This is a genomic window from Nocardioides sp. NPDC059952, assembly GCF_042730435.1.
Lineage (GTDB): Bacteria > Actinomycetota > Actinomycetes > Propionibacteriales > Nocardioidaceae > Nocardioides.
This window is the reverse complement of sequence record NZ_JBHWLY010000015.1, coordinates 64,468-80,534: the sequence shown is the minus strand read 5'-3', so window position 1 is coordinate 80,534 and position 16,067 is coordinate 64,468. Positions and strand designations below refer to the sequence as shown.

Sequence of the window (16,067 nt, the reverse complement as noted above, 5' to 3'; positions counted from 1 at the left end):
GGACCCGTCCCGGCGTGTGTTAAGGACATGTTTTTCGAGGTCAGGCGAGGTCCCGCCGCCTCATCACGACCACCGCGGCGACCCCGGCGGCCAGGACGTACGCGCCGACGGTGATCAGCGCCCGCTCGCCCGAGATCGCATCGAGGACTCCCGGGGTGCCGTTGGGTCCTCCGATGATCGCGCCGGCCAACGAGCCGCCGGCGGTTCCCGGGAGGGCCTCGGTGACGGTCTCGATGCCCGAGAGCAGGCTGCCGACGCCGCGGAGCAGGTTCTCGACCACGAGCGACCAGACCAGGCCCAGGCCGACGGCGAGCGCCGGTCCCTTGGCGAGTACGCCGACCAGGAACCCGAGCAGCGCCCACATCTCCAGCACCAGGAACCCGGCACCGAAGGACTGCGCCAGATCGCTCAGGGCGGGCATGGTGATCGACTGCCCCTCGGTCGCCGCGATCGCCACCGAGACGCCGGCGCACAGGACCAGGGTCGCGGTCATCATCGCGAAGATGAACAGGGTGACTGCGGCCAGCGAGCCGCCGACGGCGGTGGACCGGCTCGGTCCCTGGGTGAAGACGGTCTTCCAGGTGCCCCAGCCGAACCCGTTGCCGGCGACCAGCGCGCCGACGACCATCGCGAGGGCGCCGCCGAACATCGGCAGGCCGCTGACGATCACGTCGGGGATCGCGTTCGGCATCAGCTCGGCCAGCAGCTGGGCGTTACCGGCGCCGTCACCGGCGAAGTTGTCGTCGCCGGTCTTGTAGGCGACATAGTTGAAGACGTACCCGAAGGAGAGCGACAGCGCCAGCCAGGCGCCGACGATCACCCAGATCGCCGACCACTTGCGCAGGCGCAGCAGCTCTGCCCGGGTGCTGTTGATGAATCCTCTTACGTTCAGCGCATTCATGACACGAGCTCCTTGTTGCCGGTCATCTCGAAGAAGACGTCCTCGAGGGAACGTTCCGCGACGGTGACCTCGTGGACATCGATGGAGTGGGCGACCAGATGACGTACGACCTCGGGGGCCGCGGTGGCGGGCAGGTCGACCTCGAGCGTCTCGTTGCCGATGCGGCGTACGCCCTCGTCACCTGCCATCCGCATGACGGCCGCCAGAGCGGCGTCCTCGGGGGTCGCCCGGACCCGCAGGGTCGCGCCGCCGCGTAGGTCGGCGACGGTCGACTCACGCAGCAGGCGGCCGTTGTCGATGACCCCGACGCGGTCGCAGATCTCCTGCACCTCCGCGAGGATGTGGCTGGAGAGGATCACCGTCTGACCGGCCTCGGCGAGCGAGACGACCAGGGCCCGCATGTCGGCCATGCCGGCCGGGTCGAGCCCGTTGGTGGGCTCGTCGAGCACCAGCAGGTCCGGTGAGCCGAGCATCGCGGCGGCGACGCCGAGACGCTGCTTCATCCCCAGCGAGTAACCCTTGAAGGCGTCCTTCGCCCGGTCGGTGAGGTCGACCATCGCGAGCACCCGGTCGACCTCCGTGGTCGGCAGTCCCTGGTAGCGGGCCATCGTGCGCAGGTTGTCGCGGCCGCTCAGGTAGGGGTAGAAGCCGGGACCCTCGATCAGGGCACCGATGCGGGCGGTGACCTCGGGTCGTCCGGCGGGACGGCCCAGGACGCTGGCCGATCCGGCGGTGGGCCGGATCAGGCCGAGCATCATCCGCAAGGTGGTCGTCTTGCCGGCCCCGTTGGGGCCGAGGAAGCCGTACACCTCGCCACGCATGACGGTCATGCTGACCCGGTCGACGGCGAGCCTGTCGCCGTACCGCTTGGTCAGCCCGTCGGTCTCAACCACGAGTTCGTTCATGCTCCTCACGCTCTCGTGGCCGACCCCTGCTCGGCATCGGCACCGTGGAGGCTCCGGGTTACGCAGATCTGCGTAGGCGGCCGGCCGCTTTTGTCGTACGTCTCGGGTGCCCGCGCGAACTAGGGTCATGTCCATGTCCCGGATCCGTCGCCACTGGCTGCCCTGGCTGATCGTCGTGGTGATGCTGGTCGGCTCGCTGGGCAGCAACGCCCAGGCAGACACCCGCGGGCCGGCCGTGCTGGCCGCGCTGCTCGCTCTCGTCGCCGTCCTCCCGGTGCTGCTGCGGCAGCCGCCGGGATGGGTGCTGGCAGTCAGCGGGCTCTGTGTCGGCGTCTACTTCACCGCGGGCTACGCCGACGGGCCGATCTTCATGGCGCTGCCCGCGGTCACCTTCGCGGTGGCGTGGTCGCTGCCCCCACGGACGTGGGTCGGTTGGGCGGTCGTGGGCGCAGCCCTCGTGGCCACCGGGATCTTGCTGAACCCGGCGGAGAGCCCCCGGTTCGACGGTGGCCGCGGCCCCTGGGGGCCCGACGGTGGACCGGAGGGCGACCTGTCCCAGTGGCAGGCCTTCGGCCAGGTCGCCCTGATCGCCGCGAGCGGTGCGATCGCCAGCGCACTGCGCTCCCGCAACGAGGCCCGCGCCCAGCAACAGCGCCGGGTGGTCAGCGACGAGCGGGTGCGCATGGCCACCGACCTGCACGACGGTGTCGGTCACGGGCTCGCGGTGATCGCGATGCAGGCAGGCGCCGCGCTGCACGTGCTCGACCGCGACCCGGCTGCTGCCCGCCGCAACCTGGAGGCCATCCGTGCAGAGAGCAAGGAGTCGCTCGACCTGCTGCGCAGCCAGCTGGCCCGCCTGACAGACATCGAGAACGACACCGAGAACGGCGCCGGTCCGGCGCCGCGGGCACCCGAGCACGGGCTCGCCGACCTGCCTGCTCTGGTCGAACGCGTGCGCACCGGGGGACTGGAGGTCGCGCTTCGCGTCGAGGTGGACTCGGCCTCGGTGGAAGCGGAACGGGCCGCGTACGCCGTGGTCCAGGAGGGGCTCACCAACGTGCTGCGGCATGCCGGAGCGACGCGAGCCGAGGTGTCGATCGTCGCGACCTCGGCGGCCGAGATGGTCGTGACGGTCCACGACGACGGGCGGGGATCGGACATGTTGAGCGGGGAAAGGCGTCCCGGGATGGGAATTGTGGGAATGCGGTCGCGCGTGGAGGCACTTGGGGGCACCCTAGATGCGGGGCCGGAGGTACGGGGCTTCCGGCTGCGGGCTTCCCTCCCGCTTTCAGGGTCCTCGGCGGGTGGCGCGGAGGGGCTGGCATGAGCAGTACCGATCACACGCTGATCAGGGTTGCTCTGGTCGATGACCAGCCCCTCGTCCGCATGGGCCTGGCGACGATGATCGGTGCCGAACCCGACCTGGAGGTCGTCGGGGAGGCATCCGACGGCAGCGCGGCGCTGCCGATGCTGCGCCGCACCCACCCCGACGTGGTCCTGTGCGACATCCGGATGCCGGTCCTCGACGGCCTCGGCATGCTGGAGCAGGTCACCCGCGACCCCTCGCTCAAGGACGTACGCGTCGTGATGCTGACGACCTTCGAGCTCGACGAGTACGTCTTCGAGGCGCTGCGGCTGGGAGCGAGCGGGTTCCTGCTCAAGGACGCCGAGCCGGTCGCGCTGCTGGACGCGGTCCGGGTCGTCGCCGACGGCGGCTCGCTGCTCGCGCCGACCGTGACGAAGAGGGTGATCGAGGAGTTCGGTTCCTCACGCCGGGCGGCGAACCCGCATCCCCGTCTGGGTGATCTCACCGAGCGCGAGCGGGAGATGGTCGCCTGGGTGGCCACCGGCCGCTCCAACGCCGAGATCGCCGCCGAGCTCGTGGTCAGCCCGGATACCGTCCGCACGCACGTCTCGCGCGCGATGGTGAAGCTGCATGCTCGTGACCGCGCCCAGCTCGTCGTCTTCGCGATCGAGTCGGGCCTGAAGATCTAGGCGGCCAGCGGGACGCTGCCGGGCATGATCACCGGGGCGCAGGCGCAGTTGTCGCTGCAGGCGAGGTAGGTGTGCACCTCGTGGCCACACCGCTGGCACGTCAGGAAGTGCGACATCGGGAAGCTGTGTACGTTTTCGGGGTTCTGGGCTGTGTCCCACATGACTTTCTCCTATCCGTGTTTGTCCAAGAAATTGTTCAGTCACCTACTCCACGAGTGTGCGCGCCCGAATTCGACACTCTTTCTTCGACACGCGGCAGATTCATCAAATGGGAGGATCGGGGAGTGACGACGAAGCCCGACCAGGAGCAGCGACTTCGTGACCTGAAACTGCTGCGGAAGGTCAAGGACAGGATCGACCGGGAGTACGCGCAGCCGCTGGACGTGGAGGCGCTGGCCCGTGGCGTACACATGTCGGCCGGCCATCTGAGCCGGGAGTTCAAGAAGGCCTACGGTGAGCCGCCCTACTCCTACCTGATGACCCGGCGGGTGGAGCGGGCCATGACCCTGCTGCGCCGAGGTGACCTCAGCGTCACCGACATCTGCTTCGAGGTCGGCTTCTCCTCGCTCGGCACGTTCTCGACCCGGTTCAGCGAGCTCGTCGGGATGTCGCCGAGCGTCTACCGCGACAAGGCCGTGGCCGGTGGAGCGGGAATCCCGCCGTGCGTGTCCAAGCAGGTGACCAGACCGGTCAGAAATCGAGAAGCGAAAGTCCCCGACCCCTACATAACGTGAGGTCCATGGACATCAACATCTGCCACAGCTACCTCCCGCACACCGACCCCGACGCCTCGCTGAGGTTCTACCGCGACCTGCTGGGGTTCGAGGTGAGGAAGGACGTCGGGTACGAGGCGATGCGCTGGCTCACGATCGGACCGCCGGCGCAGCCCGGGGTGAGCGTCGTGCTCTACCCGCCCCTCGCCGACCCGAACATCAGCGAGGAGGAGGGCCGAGTCATCCAGGAGATGATGGCCAAGGGCACCTTCGCCAGCCTGATGCTCTCCTCCGCCGACGTCGACGCCGCCTTCGAGAAGGTCCAGGCCGGCATCGAGGCCAGCGGCGGCGAGATCATGTCGGAGCCGACCGACCAGGACTGGGGCATGCGGGATTGCTCCTTCCGCGACCCTGCCGGCAACACCATCCGGCTGCAGCAGGTCAAGTGAGCCGGAAATGTGCAGGCCTGGATTCACGCCTCCGACTAGCCTGATCGCCATGAACGACCTCGGCTCGAACGAGCACAATGCCGACACCCACGACCTGATCCGAGTCCAGGGGGCCCGGCAGAACAACCTCAAGGACATCTCGGTCGAGATCCCCAAGCGTCGGCTCTCGGTGTTCACCGGGGTGTCGGGGTCGGGGAAGTCGTCGCTCGTCTTCGGCACGATCGCGGCGGAGTCGCGACGGCTGATCGACGAGACGTACTCGACGTTCATCCAGGGGTTCATGCCCAGCCTGCCGCGACCCGAGGTCGACGCGATGGAGGGGTTGACCACCGCCATCCTGGTGGACCAGGAGCGGCTCGGCGCCAACCCGCGCTCGACGCTGGGCACGGTCACCGACGCCTACGCAATGCTGCGCTCGCTGTTCAGCCGGCTGGGAGAGCCGTTCATCGGCGGCCCGACCGCGTTCTCCTTCAACATCCCCACCACCCGCGCGAGCGGCGTGATGACCGGGCCCAAGGGTGAGAAGACGATCGTCAAGGACGCGGTCTACCTCGGCGGCATGTGTGCCGAGTGCGAGGGCCGCGGGACGATCTCCGATCTCGACCTCGCTGCCATCATCGACGAGTCGAAGTCGCTGGTCGACGGGGCGATCCTCGTGCCCGGCTACACCGCCGACGGGTGGATGGTGGCGGCTTACAAGGTGGTCGTCCCCGAGGACGTGCCGATCGAGAAGATGACCGAGGAGCAGCGTCACGACCTGCTCTACGCCGAGCCGCGCAAGATCAAGCTCGAGGGCATCAACATGACCTACGAGGGCCTGATCCCGAAGATCCGCAAGTCGATGTTCAGCAAGGACGTCGACGCGCTGCAGCCCCACATCAAGAAGTTCGTGGAGGCGGCGGCGGTCTTCAAGCCGTGCCCGGCCTGCGGCGGGACCCGGCTCAACGAGTCGGCGCTCTCCTCGAAGATCCGCGGCAAGTCGATCGCGGACGTGTGCGCCATGCAGGTCACCGACGCCGCGGAGTGGCTGCGGACCGTCGATGAGCCCGGGGTGGCGCCGCTGGTCGCCGGGCTCCTGCACCTGTTCGACTCGTTCGTCGAGATCGGTCTCGGATATCTCTCCCTCGACCGGCCCTCGGGGACCCTGAGCGGCGGTGAGGCGCAGCGTACGAAGATGGTTCGTCATCTCGGCTCGGCGCTGACCGACGTGACCTACGTCTTCGACGAGCCGACCGTCGGCCTTCACCCGCACGACATCCAGAGGATGAACAAGCTGCTCCTCGACCTGCGCGACAAGGGCAACACCGTTCTGGTCGTCGAGCACAAGCCGGAGACCATCGCGATCGCCGACCATGTCGTCGACCTCGGGCCCGGAGCCGGCAGCGACGGCGGGACGATCTGCTTCGAGGGGACCTACGAAGGGCTCGCCGAGGCCGACACGCTGACCGGGCGCCACCTCGGGCACCGCGCGTCGGTGAAGGAGTCGGTCCGCGAGCCGAAGGGGCATCTGGAGATCCGCGGGGCGACCTCGCACAACCTGCGCAACGTCGACGTGGACGTGCCGCTCGGCGTGCTGACGGTCGTCACCGGCGTGGCCGGGTCGGGGAAGTCGTCGCTGATCCACGGTTCCATCCCGGCCGGCGCCGACGTGGAGTTCGTCGACCAGAGCGCGATCAAGGGGTCGCGGCGGAGCAACCCGGCGACGTACACGGGTCTTCTCGAGCCCATCCGCAAGGCGTTCGCGAAGGCCAACGGCGTCAAGCCGGCGCTCTTCTCGGCCAACTCCGAGGGCGCGTGCCCGACCTGCAAGGGCAACGGGATGATCTACACCGAGCTCGGTTTCATGGAGACCGTCGCGTCGCCCTGCGAGGACTGCGGCGGCAAGCGGTTCCAGGCCCTGGTGCTCGAATACCGTCTCGGCGGGCTCAACATCGCCGAGGTGCTCGACCTCTCGGTCGCCAAGGCGCACGCCTTCTTCTCCGAGGGCGAGTCGAAGGTGCCGCCCGCCGCCAAGATCCTCGAGCGGATGTCCGACGTCGGCCTCGGCTACCTCAAGCTCGGCCAGCCGCTCAACACCCTCTCCGGCGGCGAGCGGCAGCGGATCAAGCTGGCCATGCACCTGGGGGAGAAGGGCGGGACGTACGTCCTGGACGAGCCGACCACGGGTCTCCACCTGGCCGACGTCGACAACCTGCTGGCGCTGCTCGACAAGCTGGTCGACGCCGGCAAGTCGGTGATCGTGATCGAGCACCACCAGGCGGTCATGGCGCACGCAGACTGGATCATCGACCTCGGCCCGGGTGCCGGTCACGACGGCGGCCTGGTCGTCTTCGAAGGCACGCCCGCCGAGCTCGTCGCCAAGAAGTCGACGCTCACCGGCGAGCACCTGGCGGCGTATGTCGGGGCGTGAGCCTCAGACCTGGCCCACGGCGTACGCAGGGAGCTCGGCGCCCCACGAGGCGAGCAGCTTGAGCCGCTCGGCCGAGGGGGAGCCGGGCTCGGCGGTGTAGACCATCAGCACCTGGCCGGGCTCGGCGGTGACGGTCAGCTCCTCGTAGGCGAGGGTGACCTCGCCGACCTCGGGGTGGTGGAAGCGCTTGGTGCCCGCGCCGTGCTGGCGTACGTCGTGGGCGCCCCACAGCCGGCGGAAGGTGTCGCTGCGGGTGGAGAGCTCACCGACGAGGTCCTGGAAGACGCGGTCGTGGGGGTCTCGGGCGGCCTCGGCGCGCATGATCGCGACACACATCTGGGCGAAGAGGTCCCAGTCGGGATAGAAGTCGCGTGAGGCGGGGTCGAGGAACTGGAACCGGGCCAGGTTGGGGATGCGGCCGCCGTCGCCGATCAGCGGCGTGTAGAAGGCGCGCCCGAGCGGGTTGGTGGCGAGCAGGTTCTGGTGGCTGTCGCGGACGAACGCGACGCCCTCGGTGATCGCGTCGAGCGCCCACTGCAGCGAAGGCCGTGGGGGAGCGGGCGTGGTGGGGCGCCGCCGGGCGCGGGCGGAGGTGGGGATCCCGTCGGCCGCGCGGGCGAGGTCGAGCAGGTGCGCGCGTTCGGTGTCGTCGAGCTGGAGCGCGCCGGAGATGGCGTCGAGCACGGAGGCGGAGGCCCCGCCGAGCGCGCCGCGCTCGAGGCGGGCGTAGTACTCGACGCTGACCCCGGCGAGCAGTGCCACCTCGGAGCGACGCAGCCCGGGGACCCGTCGGTTGGGTCCCGGCGGGAGCCCGGCGGCCTGTGGTGAGACCTTCGCCCGGCGAGTGGTGAGGAACTCGCGTACCTCTTCTCGGTTGTCCATTCTCCCAGGATAGGCGGCACTTTCCTGGTGAAGGGTGCCCTCCTGGTGCACCCCTCGACAGTGACTCCCGGGGGCCGCTCCGACGGCGTTTACTGGTTGTTGTGGGGATGTCCCACGACAAGCTTCGATGAGGAATGAAACATGCGTGGAGTAGTGATGCACGGCCCCGGCGACGTACGTGTCGAGGAGCGTGAGGACCCGAGGGTCGAGCTGCCGACCGACGCCGTCATCCGGGTCACCGCCGCCTGTGTCTGCGGCTCGGACCTGTGGCCCTACCGCGGTCAGGAGGACGCGGCGTGGCCGGCGCCGATGGGCCACGAGTACGTCGGCGTGGTCGAGGAGATCGGCGCCGAGGTGAAGGACGTGAAGGTCGGCGACTTCGTCGTCGGGTCGTTCTTCGCCTCCGACAACACCTGCGAGATCTGCCGGGCGGGCTACCAGAGCCGTTGCGTGCACGCGGTGATCATGGGCTCGATCGGCACCCAGGCCGAGAAGGCGCGGGTCCCGCTGGCCGACGGCACCCTGGTCGTGGTCCCCGGCACCCCCACCGAGGGACAGGCCAAGAGCCTGCTGGCCGCCTCCGACGTGCTCGGCACCGGCTGGTTCGCCGCCGTCGCGGCCGAGGCCGGCCCGGGCAAGACCGTCGCCGTAGTCGGTGACGGCGCGGTCGGGCTCCTCGGGATCCTGGCGGCCAAGCAGCTCGGCGCCGAGCGGATCATCGCGATGAGCCGGCACGCCGACCGGCAGGCGCTGGCCCGTCGCTACGGTGCGACCGACATCGTCGAGGAGCGCGGCGACGCTGGTGTGGAGAGGATCAAGGAGCTCACCGGTGGGCTGGGCGCGCACTCGGTGATCGAGGCCGTCGGCACCCAGGAGTCGATGAACCAGGCGATCCGGGCCACCCGCCCCGGGGGCCACCTCGGCTACGTCGGGGTCTCCCACGACGTCTCCCTCGATGGGCTGGAGCTGTTCTTCTCCGGCGTGCACCTGCACGGCGGCCCGGCCCCGGTACGTCGCTTCCTGCCCGACCTGGTCGCGCAGATCATGAACGACGAGATCGACGCGGGCGAGGTCTTCGACCTGACCCTCCCGCTCGAGGCGGCCGCCGAGGCGTACGCCGCCATGGACAAGCGGCAGGCCACCAAGGTCCTGCTCACCACCGACTGAGCCGACTGAACCGACTGAGGAGAACAGCCATGCAGATCACCCGCAGCTCGATCGACACCTTCAAGGGCCCCGCGGACTGGTTCACCGGCGACGTCTACGTGGACCAGGTCGCCGCCGCACCGGCACCCTCTCGGCTCACCGCCAGCCTGGTGCACTTCATGCCCGGCGCCCGGACCCACTGGCACCGACACCCGCTGAGCCAGACCGTCTTCGTCACGGAGGGCGTCGGCCTGTGCCAGCGCCGGGGCGGCCCGATCGAGGTCATCCGGCCCGGGGACCGGGTGCTCTTCGAGGCCGATGAGGAGCACTGGCACGGCGCCGCCCCCAACCGGCTGATGGTGCACGTCGCCATCAACGAGGGCGACGACGACCACCCCGTCGTGCACTGGATGACGCCGGTGACCGACGAGGAGTACACCGCGGCCCCGCCGGTCTGACCCAGGTGGCGCGAATCACGCCTGTTTGCGGGTATCTGGATGTGGTTGGCACAGAGCGTCGCGCTTAGTGTGAATTGGTTGCAGCATCAATCAAGGAGCACCTGAGATGAACCTCTACCTTCCCGAGCACAGGAAGGCCAAGGCGGTGGAGATGGCGCCCGTGCGGGAGCGCCCGGCACCGGTCTGGCCGCGCGGCCTGGTGGCGACCGCCATCGCCGCGGTCACCACGACGGTGATGGCTGTGATCGCCAGGGCGGCCGGGGTCGACTTCGGGAGCAGCGTGGGCGACGTACCGATCGCGGCGTTCCCGATGCTCACGGTCTACTGCTCGCTGATCGGCATCATCATCGCCGAGGTGATGATCCGGGTGGCCACGATGCCCCGCTCGACCTTCCAGATCACCATGATCGTGCTCACCGGGCTCTCGCTGGTCCCCGACGTGCTGCCGTTCTTCGAGTTCGACCTGGCCTTCGTCGGCGTGCTGTGCCTGACCCACGTCGTCGCCGCCGCGATCGTGGTCCCGATGATCGCCCTGCGGATGGAGGAGCGCCGCGGACTGGGGCTGCCCGGTCCTGCTCACCGTCGTTAGCGGACGCCGACCGTCCTGATTCGGTGCCATGGTGGAGCCATGGCACTCGAGATTCGCACCTTCCAGGTCACCTTCGACGCGCACGACCCGCGCGCGCTCTCCACGTTCTGGCGTGACGTGCTCGGCTACGTCCACCCCGGTCCGCCGGGAGTGGAGGTCCCCGAGGGCACCGATCCGCTGGACGCCTGGGACCCGTTCCTCGAGCGGGTCGGGGTGCCCGCCGACCAGCGCAACGACGCCTCGGCGATCGAGGATCCCGCAGGTGCCGGCCCGCGTGTCTTCTTCCAGCGCGTGCCGGAGCCGAAGACCGCCAAGAACCGGGTCCACCTCGACGTCCGCGCCGCGCCCGGGCTGCAGGGCGAGGAGCGGATGGCCGCACTCGAGGCCGAGTGCGAGCGTGTCGTCGCCCTCGGGGCGACCCGTGTCCGCCGCTCCGAGCCCGACCCGCCGATGAGCCACGGCTTCATCGTGATGGAAGACCCCGAAGGAAACGTCTTCTGCTTGGACTGAATCCCACCGAGCGGTCAGGACGAGCGGAGGTCACCCGCGTCGGGTGATGGTGAACGGCTCGGCGATGCCGATGATTTCTGCTCGCGCACGTGCGCCCGCAGATGGAGGCTGAAATGATCACGGTGACCGAGGACAACTTCGTCAGGGCCGAGAGCAACCGGATGCTCGCAGGGCTTCAGGCGCAGGCAGGCGGTGTGAACGTCTGGAAGCACAACCGTGCTCCAGCCGCGCTCGACGAGCAGACGGTGATCCGGTTGAACCGGGACACCTTGTACAGCATGGCCGTCGCGAACATCTCGGCCGGAGCGACCCTGACCATCCCCGACGCCGGTGATCGGTACCTGACAGTGATGGTGGTGAACCAGGACCATTACATCAACCGGGTCTACGCCGAGCCCGGGGCGTACGAGCTGACCACCGACGAGTTCGACACTCCGTACGTCCTCTTGGCGGCGCGGGTGCTGGTCGACACCACCGACCCCGAAGACGTGACTCAGGCGCACCAAATCCAGGACGGGTTCGCCCTCACGGCACGGGCGAGCGAACCGCTCGAGCTGCCCGACTACGACGAGGAGTCGTTCACGGCGGTGCGAACCGCCGCCTTGGCTGAAGCCTCCCAGGGCTTTCACGGCACCCAGGGCATGTTCGGCACGAAAGAGGACACCGATCCGCACGCCCACTTCATCGGCACCGCTGGTGGCTGGGGCGGCCTGCCCAAGCAGGAGGCCTACTACGAGAGCCGGGAACCGGGGCTGCCCGTCGGTCGCTACACGATCACCGCCAAGGACGTGCCCGTGGATGCCTTCTGGTCCATCACCGTCTACGGTTCCGACGGGTTTCTTCATCCGAACGACCTCGACGCCTACAACCTCAACAGCGTCTCCGGCGAGAAGAACGCTGACGGATCGATCACCGTGACCTTCGGTGGAGACAGCAGCGACCTGAACCCGCTTCCGATCGAGGAGGGCTGGAACTACACCATCCGGATGTACCGACCCCGACCGGAGATCCTCGACGGCACGTGGTCGTTTCCGGACCTCGATCCCGTCTCCTGACCAGGTCCGGCGTCGTCTAGCTCACGCGGCGGGCGAGCAGGGTCGAGTCGTCGATCTGGACCGGGACGCCGTCGCGGATGGTCAAGCGAGGACGTTGCTCGACGACGACCGGCTCGAACTCGTCGGGCAGGCCGGCAAGCAGGTCGGAGGCGAGGAACATCGCATTGTGGTGCCCGTGGCGCGCGAAGACCTCCGAGGGCGCGTGGCCGACGACGAGCAGGTGACCGCCGGGCGCGACCGCGGTGGCGAGGCGGCCGGCGACCTCGACCATGCTCCCGTCGGGGGTGTGCAGGAAGTGGCAGGTGACCAGGTCGAACTGCCGGCCCGCGGCGTCAAAGGTGCGGGCGTCGACCTGCCACCAGGACGTACGCTCCGCCACGCCGGTCTCCTCGGCATGCCGCCTCGCCCGGGCCAGCCCGTTGGCGGAGAAGTCGGCGCCTGTCACGGTCCAGCCCTGCTGGGCGAGCCAGATGACGTCCCCGCCCTCGCCGCAACCGACGTCCAGCGCCGTGCCCGGCGTCAGCTCGGAGACCTCAGCCACAAGCTGAGGGTTAGGGTTGCCGCTCCAGACCTTCTCCTCGCCGGCATAGCGCTCCTCCCACGACTCCGGCTCGAACATCTCGCGTCCATCGTCCTCGCTCATAGAGACCAAACTACGCACAAACTTCGCGCTGAGTTGCGCAACTGAGAGGTACCCTCGGCATGTGACCTTCGAGCGAATTACGGTGCACCCCGATCGGATGGGTGGCGCTCCGACGATTCGGGGCATGCGCATTCCCGTAGCGACGGTTGTCGCGATGGTGGCGGACGGGATGACTGCCGACGAGATCATCGATGACCTTCCTGATCTGGTCGTCGAGGATGTGGCTGAGGCGCTTCGCTACGCGGCTGAGGCCGTGCGTGAGCGTGAGCTACCGCTGCGCCCGAGCGCATGAGGCTGCTTCTCGACGAGAACCTGTCCGAGAAGCTGATCCCGCTGCTCATAACGGCAGGGCACGATGTCACGCACGTACGTCATCTCGGACTTGCGGGAACGTTGGATCCGGACGTACTCGAGCTAGCAGTTCGGGATGAACGCATCCTGGTCTCAGCCGACACAGATTTCGGCACACTCTTGGCGAGGTCCCACGCAACGTCGCCGTCGTTCGTCCTCATCCGGCGCCTGGTCGGACGACGCGTCCAAGAGATCGCCAGTGTGATCATCGACAACCTCGGCGACGTCGAGGAAGATCTCCTCGCTGGTGCGATCGTTGTCATCGGCGACGAGACGATGCGCATCAAGCGGTTGCCGATCGGGTGACCGCGTGGCAGCCTCTCGCACCCGCAAACCCTCGTGCGTTGAAAGCCCCGATGTGATTGCCTGAGCGCCGATGATCACCCTGAACGAAGCGCCTCGCCTGATCCGCCCGACGACGGCCGTACGCACCTCCTATCTCACCGGCGAACAGGCCGACTGTCTCCTCCGGGGCACCGACACCGACTGGCTCGGGCCGGCCAGCGAGGACTTCGACGCGTTCGTCGCCGCCCGGGACCACGACAAGGAGCGCTGGGAGGTGATGTCGACCGTCTACTGGTACATCTCGGGCGAGCACTATCTCGGCTCCCTCGTCGTGCGCCACACGCTGACGCCGTCGCTGAACGCCGACGGTGGCCACATCGGCTACCACGTCGTCGCTCCGTGGCGGCGCCAGGGCCACGCGACCCGCATGCTCGAGCTCGGCCTCGAGAAGGCCCGTGAGCACGGCGTCTCGCGTGCCCTGCTCACCTGCGACCCCTCCAACGACGCGTCGCGGCGGGTGATCGAGAAGAACGGCGGCGTAGCCGACGAGCAGCTCGGCAACGAGCTCAGGTTCTGGATCGGGTAGGGATACTTCACCCATGCACGCTCTCGTACGCCGCCCCTCGCCCCGCCTCGCCGACGGGATCGTCACCCACATCGAGCGGACCCCGGTCGACGTCGGCCTCGCCGGCAAGCAGTGGGACGCGTACGTCGCAGCGATGCGCACCGCCGGCTGGACCATCCACGAGGTCGATCCCGCCGACGACTGCCCGGACTCGGTCTTCGTCGAGGACACGATGGTCGTCCTCGCAGACCTGGCCGTGATCAGCCGACCGGGTGCGCTGGAGCGGCGCCCGGAGATCGACGCGGCCGAGGACGCCGTCCGCGCGCGGGGCTACCGGGTCGCCCACATCGAGGCGCCCGGAACCCTCGACGGTGGCGACGTGCTCAAGCACGGCGACACCGTGTGGGTGGGGGAGGGCGGGCGTACGAACGCCGAGGGCATCGCCCAGCTCCGGGCACTGCTCGGACCGTTGGGTGCCGAGGTCGTCGCCGTCCCCCTCACGAAGGTGCTCCATCTCAAGTCGGCCGTCACCGCGCTCCCCGACGGCACCGTCATCGGCCACGAGCCGCTGGTCGACGACCCGGACGTGTGGGGAGCCCGGTTCCTGCCGGTCCCGGAGGAATCGGGCTCCCACGTGGTCGTCCTCGACGACCGTACGCTGCTGATGGCCGCCTCGGCACCGCTGAGCAGAGCGATGTTCGAGGAGCGCGGCTACACGGTCGTCGCGGTCGACATCTCCGAGTTCGAGAAGCTCGAAGGCTGTGTGACCTGTCTGTCCGTGCGGCTACGCCACGCTCAGGGCTGAATCGGCATCGTCACGCAGTTGGAGCCGGTCGCGTAGCCCTTGACCCGGTCGGTGACCCAGTTGATCGCCTCGGTCTGGTCGACGAGCAGCGGGGTGACGTGGTTGGTGACCAGTCCGTCGCCGAGGTTGGGCAGGATGACCGCCTTGTAGGTCACCTTGGCGCCCTTCCGGCACCAGTCGACGGCCAGCTGGCGGGACTGCGCGTGCGGGACGATGTCGTCCTCGGTGCCGGTGGCCAGACGTACCGGGAACTGCGGCTTGAGGCGCCCGAGCTTCTGCTCGTCGATGATCGCCCGCACCTCAGGCTCACGTTCGATGATGTCGTCCAGGCTCTCCCCGGTGGTGGTCCAGCTGCTGCTCCGCTGGAACGGGTAGCTGATGATCCCGTCGGCGACGCACGCGGTGGAGAGGTCCTCGAGCGCTGCCTTTCCGGCCTGGTTGAGGTTCTCGTCCAGGATCGGCCGCAGCTCCGGATTGGACTGGGCGAGACCGTTGATGGTCCAGCCGAGGGCGGCGACGAGCGCCGATCCGTCGATGCCCTCCGCGGTCGCCCGCAGGTCGGCGGGCGGTGCGCCGACGTAGGCGCCGACGAGGTTGACGTCGGGCGCGTACGTCGCGGCGAGCTCGGATGCTGATCCGGTCGCGCCGCCGCCCTGGCTGTAGCCGTAGAGCGCCACCCGGGACCCGCTGGTCACCGAGGCATCAGGGACGTCGAGCGCTGCCCGCGCGGCGTCGAGGACGGCGTGACCACCGTCGACGCGGTCGACGTAGGTGTGGAGCCGGTCAGTGGCTCCCAGACCGACGTAGTCGGTCACCATGACCGCCACGCCACGCGCCAGCAGCCGGTAGATCCCGATGTCCTCGTAGCCCACCGAGACGGTATCGCCGTTGAAGGTGATCGGACGCTCCAGGCCGAGCGAGGCCGAGCACTGGTCGCCCTGGCCCATGGTGCCGGGCGCGACGACCACGAGCGGCCGGTCGCCGGCACCGTTCCAGGCCACGTGCGGCTCGATGTAGGCGCCGGTCACCGCGGCCGGGGCGCCGTTGTTGTCGGTGGTCCGGTACATCACCCGGGTCGCGGTGCCGGGAAGCGAGCCGATGCCCGGGATCGAGAGGCCGACGCCGAGGGGGAGTGGCTCGGTGCGTACGAGTGCTCCGTTCGCACCGGGTAGCGTCGCCGGCGGGTTGTAGAACTCCGGGATCTCGACGCCGCGGGAGACGACGGTGGTGCCGTTGTCAGCGGCGACGGCAGGGGCAGCCAGGGTGGCCGGAGCGACCGCAGCGACGGCCAGAGCGGTGGCAAACAACATCCGTGGTGCGTGCTGAGACATGGGGGACTCTCCTCACGTGAGCGGGACCACTTCGTCCCGGGTTACTGAAGAGTAATGTGAGCGCCGTCACGGCG

General features: G+C 68.9%; 20 protein-coding genes. 14 read left to right on the top strand and 6 right to left on the bottom strand.

What is annotated here, in order from left to right:
- Positions 1–40: 40 nt before the first annotated feature.
- Together ACFV9G_RS09735 and ACFV9G_RS09730 are read right to left on the bottom strand one after the other, a co-directional pair.
- Positions 41–901 (bottom strand): ABC transporter permease, encoded by an 861-nt coding sequence (locus ACFV9G_RS09735; protein WP_378727182.1) that lies wholly within the window; start codon positions 899–901, stop codon positions 41–43.
- The gene (locus tag ACFV9G_RS09730) at positions 898–1,806 is read right to left on the bottom strand and encodes an ABC transporter ATP-binding protein (protein WP_378727180.1); all 909 of its coding nucleotides are present in this window, start codon (positions 1,804–1,806) and stop codon (positions 898–900) included. The genes ACFV9G_RS09735 and ACFV9G_RS09730 overlap by 4 nt, the downstream gene beginning before the upstream one ends.
- 133 nt (positions 1,807–1,939) lie before the next feature.
- Between ACFV9G_RS09730 and ACFV9G_RS09725 the strand changes: the two genes are divergently transcribed.
- Positions 1,940–3,133, top strand: a complete 1,194-nt coding sequence (locus tag ACFV9G_RS09725) for a sensor histidine kinase (protein WP_378727178.1) — start codon at positions 1,940–1,942, stop codon at positions 3,131–3,133.
- Positions 3,130–3,801: a response regulator gene (locus ACFV9G_RS09720; RefSeq protein WP_378727176.1), complete on the top strand. Its 672-nt coding sequence runs from the start codon at positions 3,130–3,132 to the stop codon at positions 3,799–3,801. The genes ACFV9G_RS09725 and ACFV9G_RS09720 overlap by 4 nt, the downstream gene beginning before the upstream one ends.
- Here ACFV9G_RS09720 and ACFV9G_RS09715 read toward each other — a convergent pair.
- Entirely contained in the window at positions 3,798–3,962 is a 165-nt protein-coding gene (locus tag ACFV9G_RS09715) for a hypothetical protein (protein WP_176883565.1), read from the bottom strand. The genes ACFV9G_RS09720 and ACFV9G_RS09715 overlap by 4 nt on opposite strands.
- 123 nt (positions 3,963–4,085) lie before the next feature.
- On the opposite strand from ACFV9G_RS09715, the gene ACFV9G_RS09710 reads away from it, so the two are divergent.
- The 3 genes from ACFV9G_RS09710 to ACFV9G_RS09700 are packed head-to-tail and all read left to right on the top strand — an operon-like array spanning position 4,086 to position 7,373.
- A complete protein-coding gene (locus ACFV9G_RS09710) occupies positions 4,086–4,535 on the top strand; it encodes a helix-turn-helix transcriptional regulator (RefSeq protein WP_378727173.1) in 450 nt (149 codons plus the stop codon).
- 5 nt (positions 4,536–4,540) lie between these two features.
- The gene (locus ACFV9G_RS09705; protein WP_378727171.1) at positions 4,541–4,963 is read left to right on the top strand and encodes a VOC family protein; all 423 of its coding nucleotides are present in this window, start codon (positions 4,541–4,543) and stop codon (positions 4,961–4,963) included.
- 49 nt (positions 4,964–5,012) lie between these two features.
- Positions 5,013–7,373, top strand: a complete 2,361-nt coding sequence (locus tag ACFV9G_RS09700) for an ATP-binding cassette domain-containing protein (RefSeq protein ID WP_378727170.1) — start codon at positions 5,013–5,015, stop codon at positions 7,371–7,373.
- 3 nt (positions 7,374–7,376) lie between these two features.
- Here ACFV9G_RS09700 and ACFV9G_RS09695 read toward each other — a convergent pair whose 3' ends face one another.
- A complete protein-coding gene (locus tag ACFV9G_RS09695; RefSeq protein WP_378727169.1) occupies positions 7,377–8,255 on the bottom strand; it encodes a helix-turn-helix domain-containing protein in 879 nt (292 codons plus the stop codon).
- A 141-nt stretch (positions 8,256–8,396) separates the two neighbouring features.
- Here ACFV9G_RS09695 and ACFV9G_RS09690 point away from each other — a divergent pair, with 141 nt between their 5' ends.
- The 5 genes from ACFV9G_RS09690 (at position 8,397) to ACFV9G_RS09670 (ending at position 12,013) form a co-directional block, all read left to right on the top strand.
- Positions 8,397–9,422 (top strand): zinc-dependent alcohol dehydrogenase family protein, encoded by a 1,026-nt coding sequence (locus ACFV9G_RS09690; protein WP_378727168.1) that lies wholly within the window; start codon positions 8,397–8,399, stop codon positions 9,420–9,422.
- A 29-nt stretch (positions 9,423–9,451) separates the two neighbouring features.
- Positions 9,452–9,859 (top strand): cupin domain-containing protein, encoded by a 408-nt coding sequence (locus ACFV9G_RS09685; RefSeq protein ID WP_378727167.1) that lies wholly within the window; start codon positions 9,452–9,454, stop codon positions 9,857–9,859.
- A gap of 106 nt (positions 9,860–9,965) precedes the next feature.
- Positions 9,966–10,448, top strand: a complete 483-nt coding sequence (locus ACFV9G_RS09680; protein WP_378727166.1) for a DUF6069 family protein — start codon at positions 9,966–9,968, stop codon at positions 10,446–10,448.
- Positions 10,449–10,487: 39 nt separating this feature from the next.
- Positions 10,488–10,958, top strand: coding sequence for a VOC family protein (locus tag ACFV9G_RS09675; RefSeq protein ID WP_378727165.1), 471 nt, complete (start codon positions 10,488–10,490; stop codon positions 10,956–10,958).
- Positions 10,959–11,071: 113 nt separating this feature from the next.
- Entirely contained in the window at positions 11,072–12,013 is a 942-nt protein-coding gene (locus ACFV9G_RS09670) for a DUF1214 domain-containing protein (protein ID WP_378727164.1), read from the top strand.
- A 16-nt stretch (positions 12,014–12,029) separates the two neighbouring features.
- On the opposite strand, the gene ACFV9G_RS09665 is transcribed toward ACFV9G_RS09670, so the two are convergent.
- Positions 12,030–12,656: a class I SAM-dependent methyltransferase gene (locus ACFV9G_RS09665; RefSeq protein WP_378727163.1), complete on the bottom strand. Its 627-nt coding sequence runs from the start codon at positions 12,654–12,656 to the stop codon at positions 12,030–12,032.
- 61 nt (positions 12,657–12,717) lie between these two features.
- On the opposite strand from ACFV9G_RS09665, the gene ACFV9G_RS09660 reads away from it, so the two are divergent.
- The 4 genes from ACFV9G_RS09660 to ddaH all read left to right on the top strand — a co-directional run bounded on the left by ACFV9G_RS09660 (position 12,718) and on the right by ddaH (position 14,662).
- Positions 12,718–12,948 (top strand): DUF433 domain-containing protein, encoded by a 231-nt coding sequence (locus ACFV9G_RS09660; protein WP_378727162.1) that lies wholly within the window; start codon positions 12,718–12,720, stop codon positions 12,946–12,948.
- On the top strand, positions 12,945–13,313 hold the full coding sequence (locus ACFV9G_RS09655) for a DUF5615 family PIN-like protein (RefSeq protein WP_378727161.1): 369 nt from the start codon (positions 12,945–12,947) through the stop codon (positions 13,311–13,313). The genes ACFV9G_RS09660 and ACFV9G_RS09655 overlap by 4 nt, the downstream gene beginning before the upstream one ends.
- 70 nt (positions 13,314–13,383) lie before the next feature.
- The gene (locus ACFV9G_RS09650; RefSeq protein WP_378727160.1) at positions 13,384–13,878 is read left to right on the top strand and encodes a GNAT family N-acetyltransferase; all 495 of its coding nucleotides are present in this window, start codon (positions 13,384–13,386) and stop codon (positions 13,876–13,878) included.
- A gap of 13 nt (positions 13,879–13,891) precedes the next feature.
- Complete coding sequence (gene ddaH, locus ACFV9G_RS09645; RefSeq protein ID WP_378727158.1) at positions 13,892–14,662, top strand: dimethylargininase; 771 nt, start codon at positions 13,892–13,894, stop codon at positions 14,660–14,662.
- On the opposite strand, the gene ACFV9G_RS09640 is transcribed toward ddaH, so the two are convergent.
- A complete protein-coding gene (locus ACFV9G_RS09640) occupies positions 14,653–15,993 on the bottom strand; it encodes a lipase family protein (protein ID WP_378727156.1) in 1,341 nt (446 codons plus the stop codon). The genes ddaH and ACFV9G_RS09640 overlap by 10 nt on opposite strands.
- Positions 15,994–16,067: the final 74 nt, after the last annotated feature.

What these genes read in the sequence shown, in the direction of transcription:
- ACFV9G_RS09690 (WP_378727168.1), top strand. Translation starts at nt 8,397, where the DNA reads ATGCGTGGAGTAGTGATGCACGGCCCCGGCGACGTACGTGTCGAGGAG.
- ACFV9G_RS09715 (WP_176883565.1), bottom strand. Translation starts at nt 3,962, where the DNA reads ATGTGGGACACAGCCCAGAACCCCGAAAACGTACACAGCTTCCCGATG.
- ACFV9G_RS09705 (WP_378727171.1), top strand. Translation starts at nt 4,541, where the DNA reads ATGGACATCAACATCTGCCACAGCTACCTCCCGCACACCGACCCCGAC.
- ACFV9G_RS09695 (WP_378727169.1), bottom strand. Translation starts at nt 8,255, where the DNA reads ATGGACAACCGAGAAGAGGTACGCGAGTTCCTCACCACTCGCCGGGCG.
- ACFV9G_RS09675 (WP_378727165.1), top strand. Translation starts at nt 10,488, where the DNA reads ATGGCACTCGAGATTCGCACCTTCCAGGTCACCTTCGACGCGCACGAC.
- ACFV9G_RS09680 (WP_378727166.1), top strand. Translation starts at nt 9,966, where the DNA reads ATGAACCTCTACCTTCCCGAGCACAGGAAGGCCAAGGCGGTGGAGATG.
- ACFV9G_RS09730 (WP_378727180.1), bottom strand. Translation starts at nt 1,806, where the DNA reads ATGAACGAACTCGTGGTTGAGACCGACGGGCTGACCAAGCGGTACGGC.
- ACFV9G_RS09655 (WP_378727161.1), top strand. Translation starts at nt 12,945, where the DNA reads ATGAGGCTGCTTCTCGACGAGAACCTGTCCGAGAAGCTGATCCCGCTG.
- ACFV9G_RS09685 (WP_378727167.1), top strand. Translation starts at nt 9,452, where the DNA reads ATGCAGATCACCCGCAGCTCGATCGACACCTTCAAGGGCCCCGCGGAC.
- ACFV9G_RS09700 (WP_378727170.1), top strand. Translation starts at nt 5,013, where the DNA reads ATGAACGACCTCGGCTCGAACGAGCACAATGCCGACACCCACGACCTG.
- ddaH (WP_378727158.1), top strand. Translation starts at nt 13,892, where the DNA reads ATGCACGCTCTCGTACGCCGCCCCTCGCCCCGCCTCGCCGACGGGATC.
- ACFV9G_RS09725 (WP_378727178.1), top strand. Translation starts at nt 1,940, where the DNA reads ATGTCCCGGATCCGTCGCCACTGGCTGCCCTGGCTGATCGTCGTGGTG.
- ACFV9G_RS09665 (WP_378727163.1), bottom strand. Translation starts at nt 12,656, where the DNA reads ATGAGCGAGGACGATGGACGCGAGATGTTCGAGCCGGAGTCGTGGGAG.
- ACFV9G_RS09670 (WP_378727164.1), top strand. Translation starts at nt 11,072, where the DNA reads ATGATCACGGTGACCGAGGACAACTTCGTCAGGGCCGAGAGCAACCGG.
- ACFV9G_RS09735 (WP_378727182.1), bottom strand. Translation starts at nt 901, where the DNA reads ATGAATGCGCTGAACGTAAGAGGATTCATCAACAGCACCCGGGCAGAG.
- ACFV9G_RS09640 (WP_378727156.1), bottom strand. Translation starts at nt 15,993, where the DNA reads ATGTCTCAGCACGCACCACGGATGTTGTTTGCCACCGCTCTGGCCGTC.
- ACFV9G_RS09720 (WP_378727176.1), top strand. Translation starts at nt 3,130, where the DNA reads ATGAGCAGTACCGATCACACGCTGATCAGGGTTGCTCTGGTCGATGAC.
- ACFV9G_RS09650 (WP_378727160.1), top strand. Translation starts at nt 13,384, where the DNA reads ATGATCACCCTGAACGAAGCGCCTCGCCTGATCCGCCCGACGACGGCC.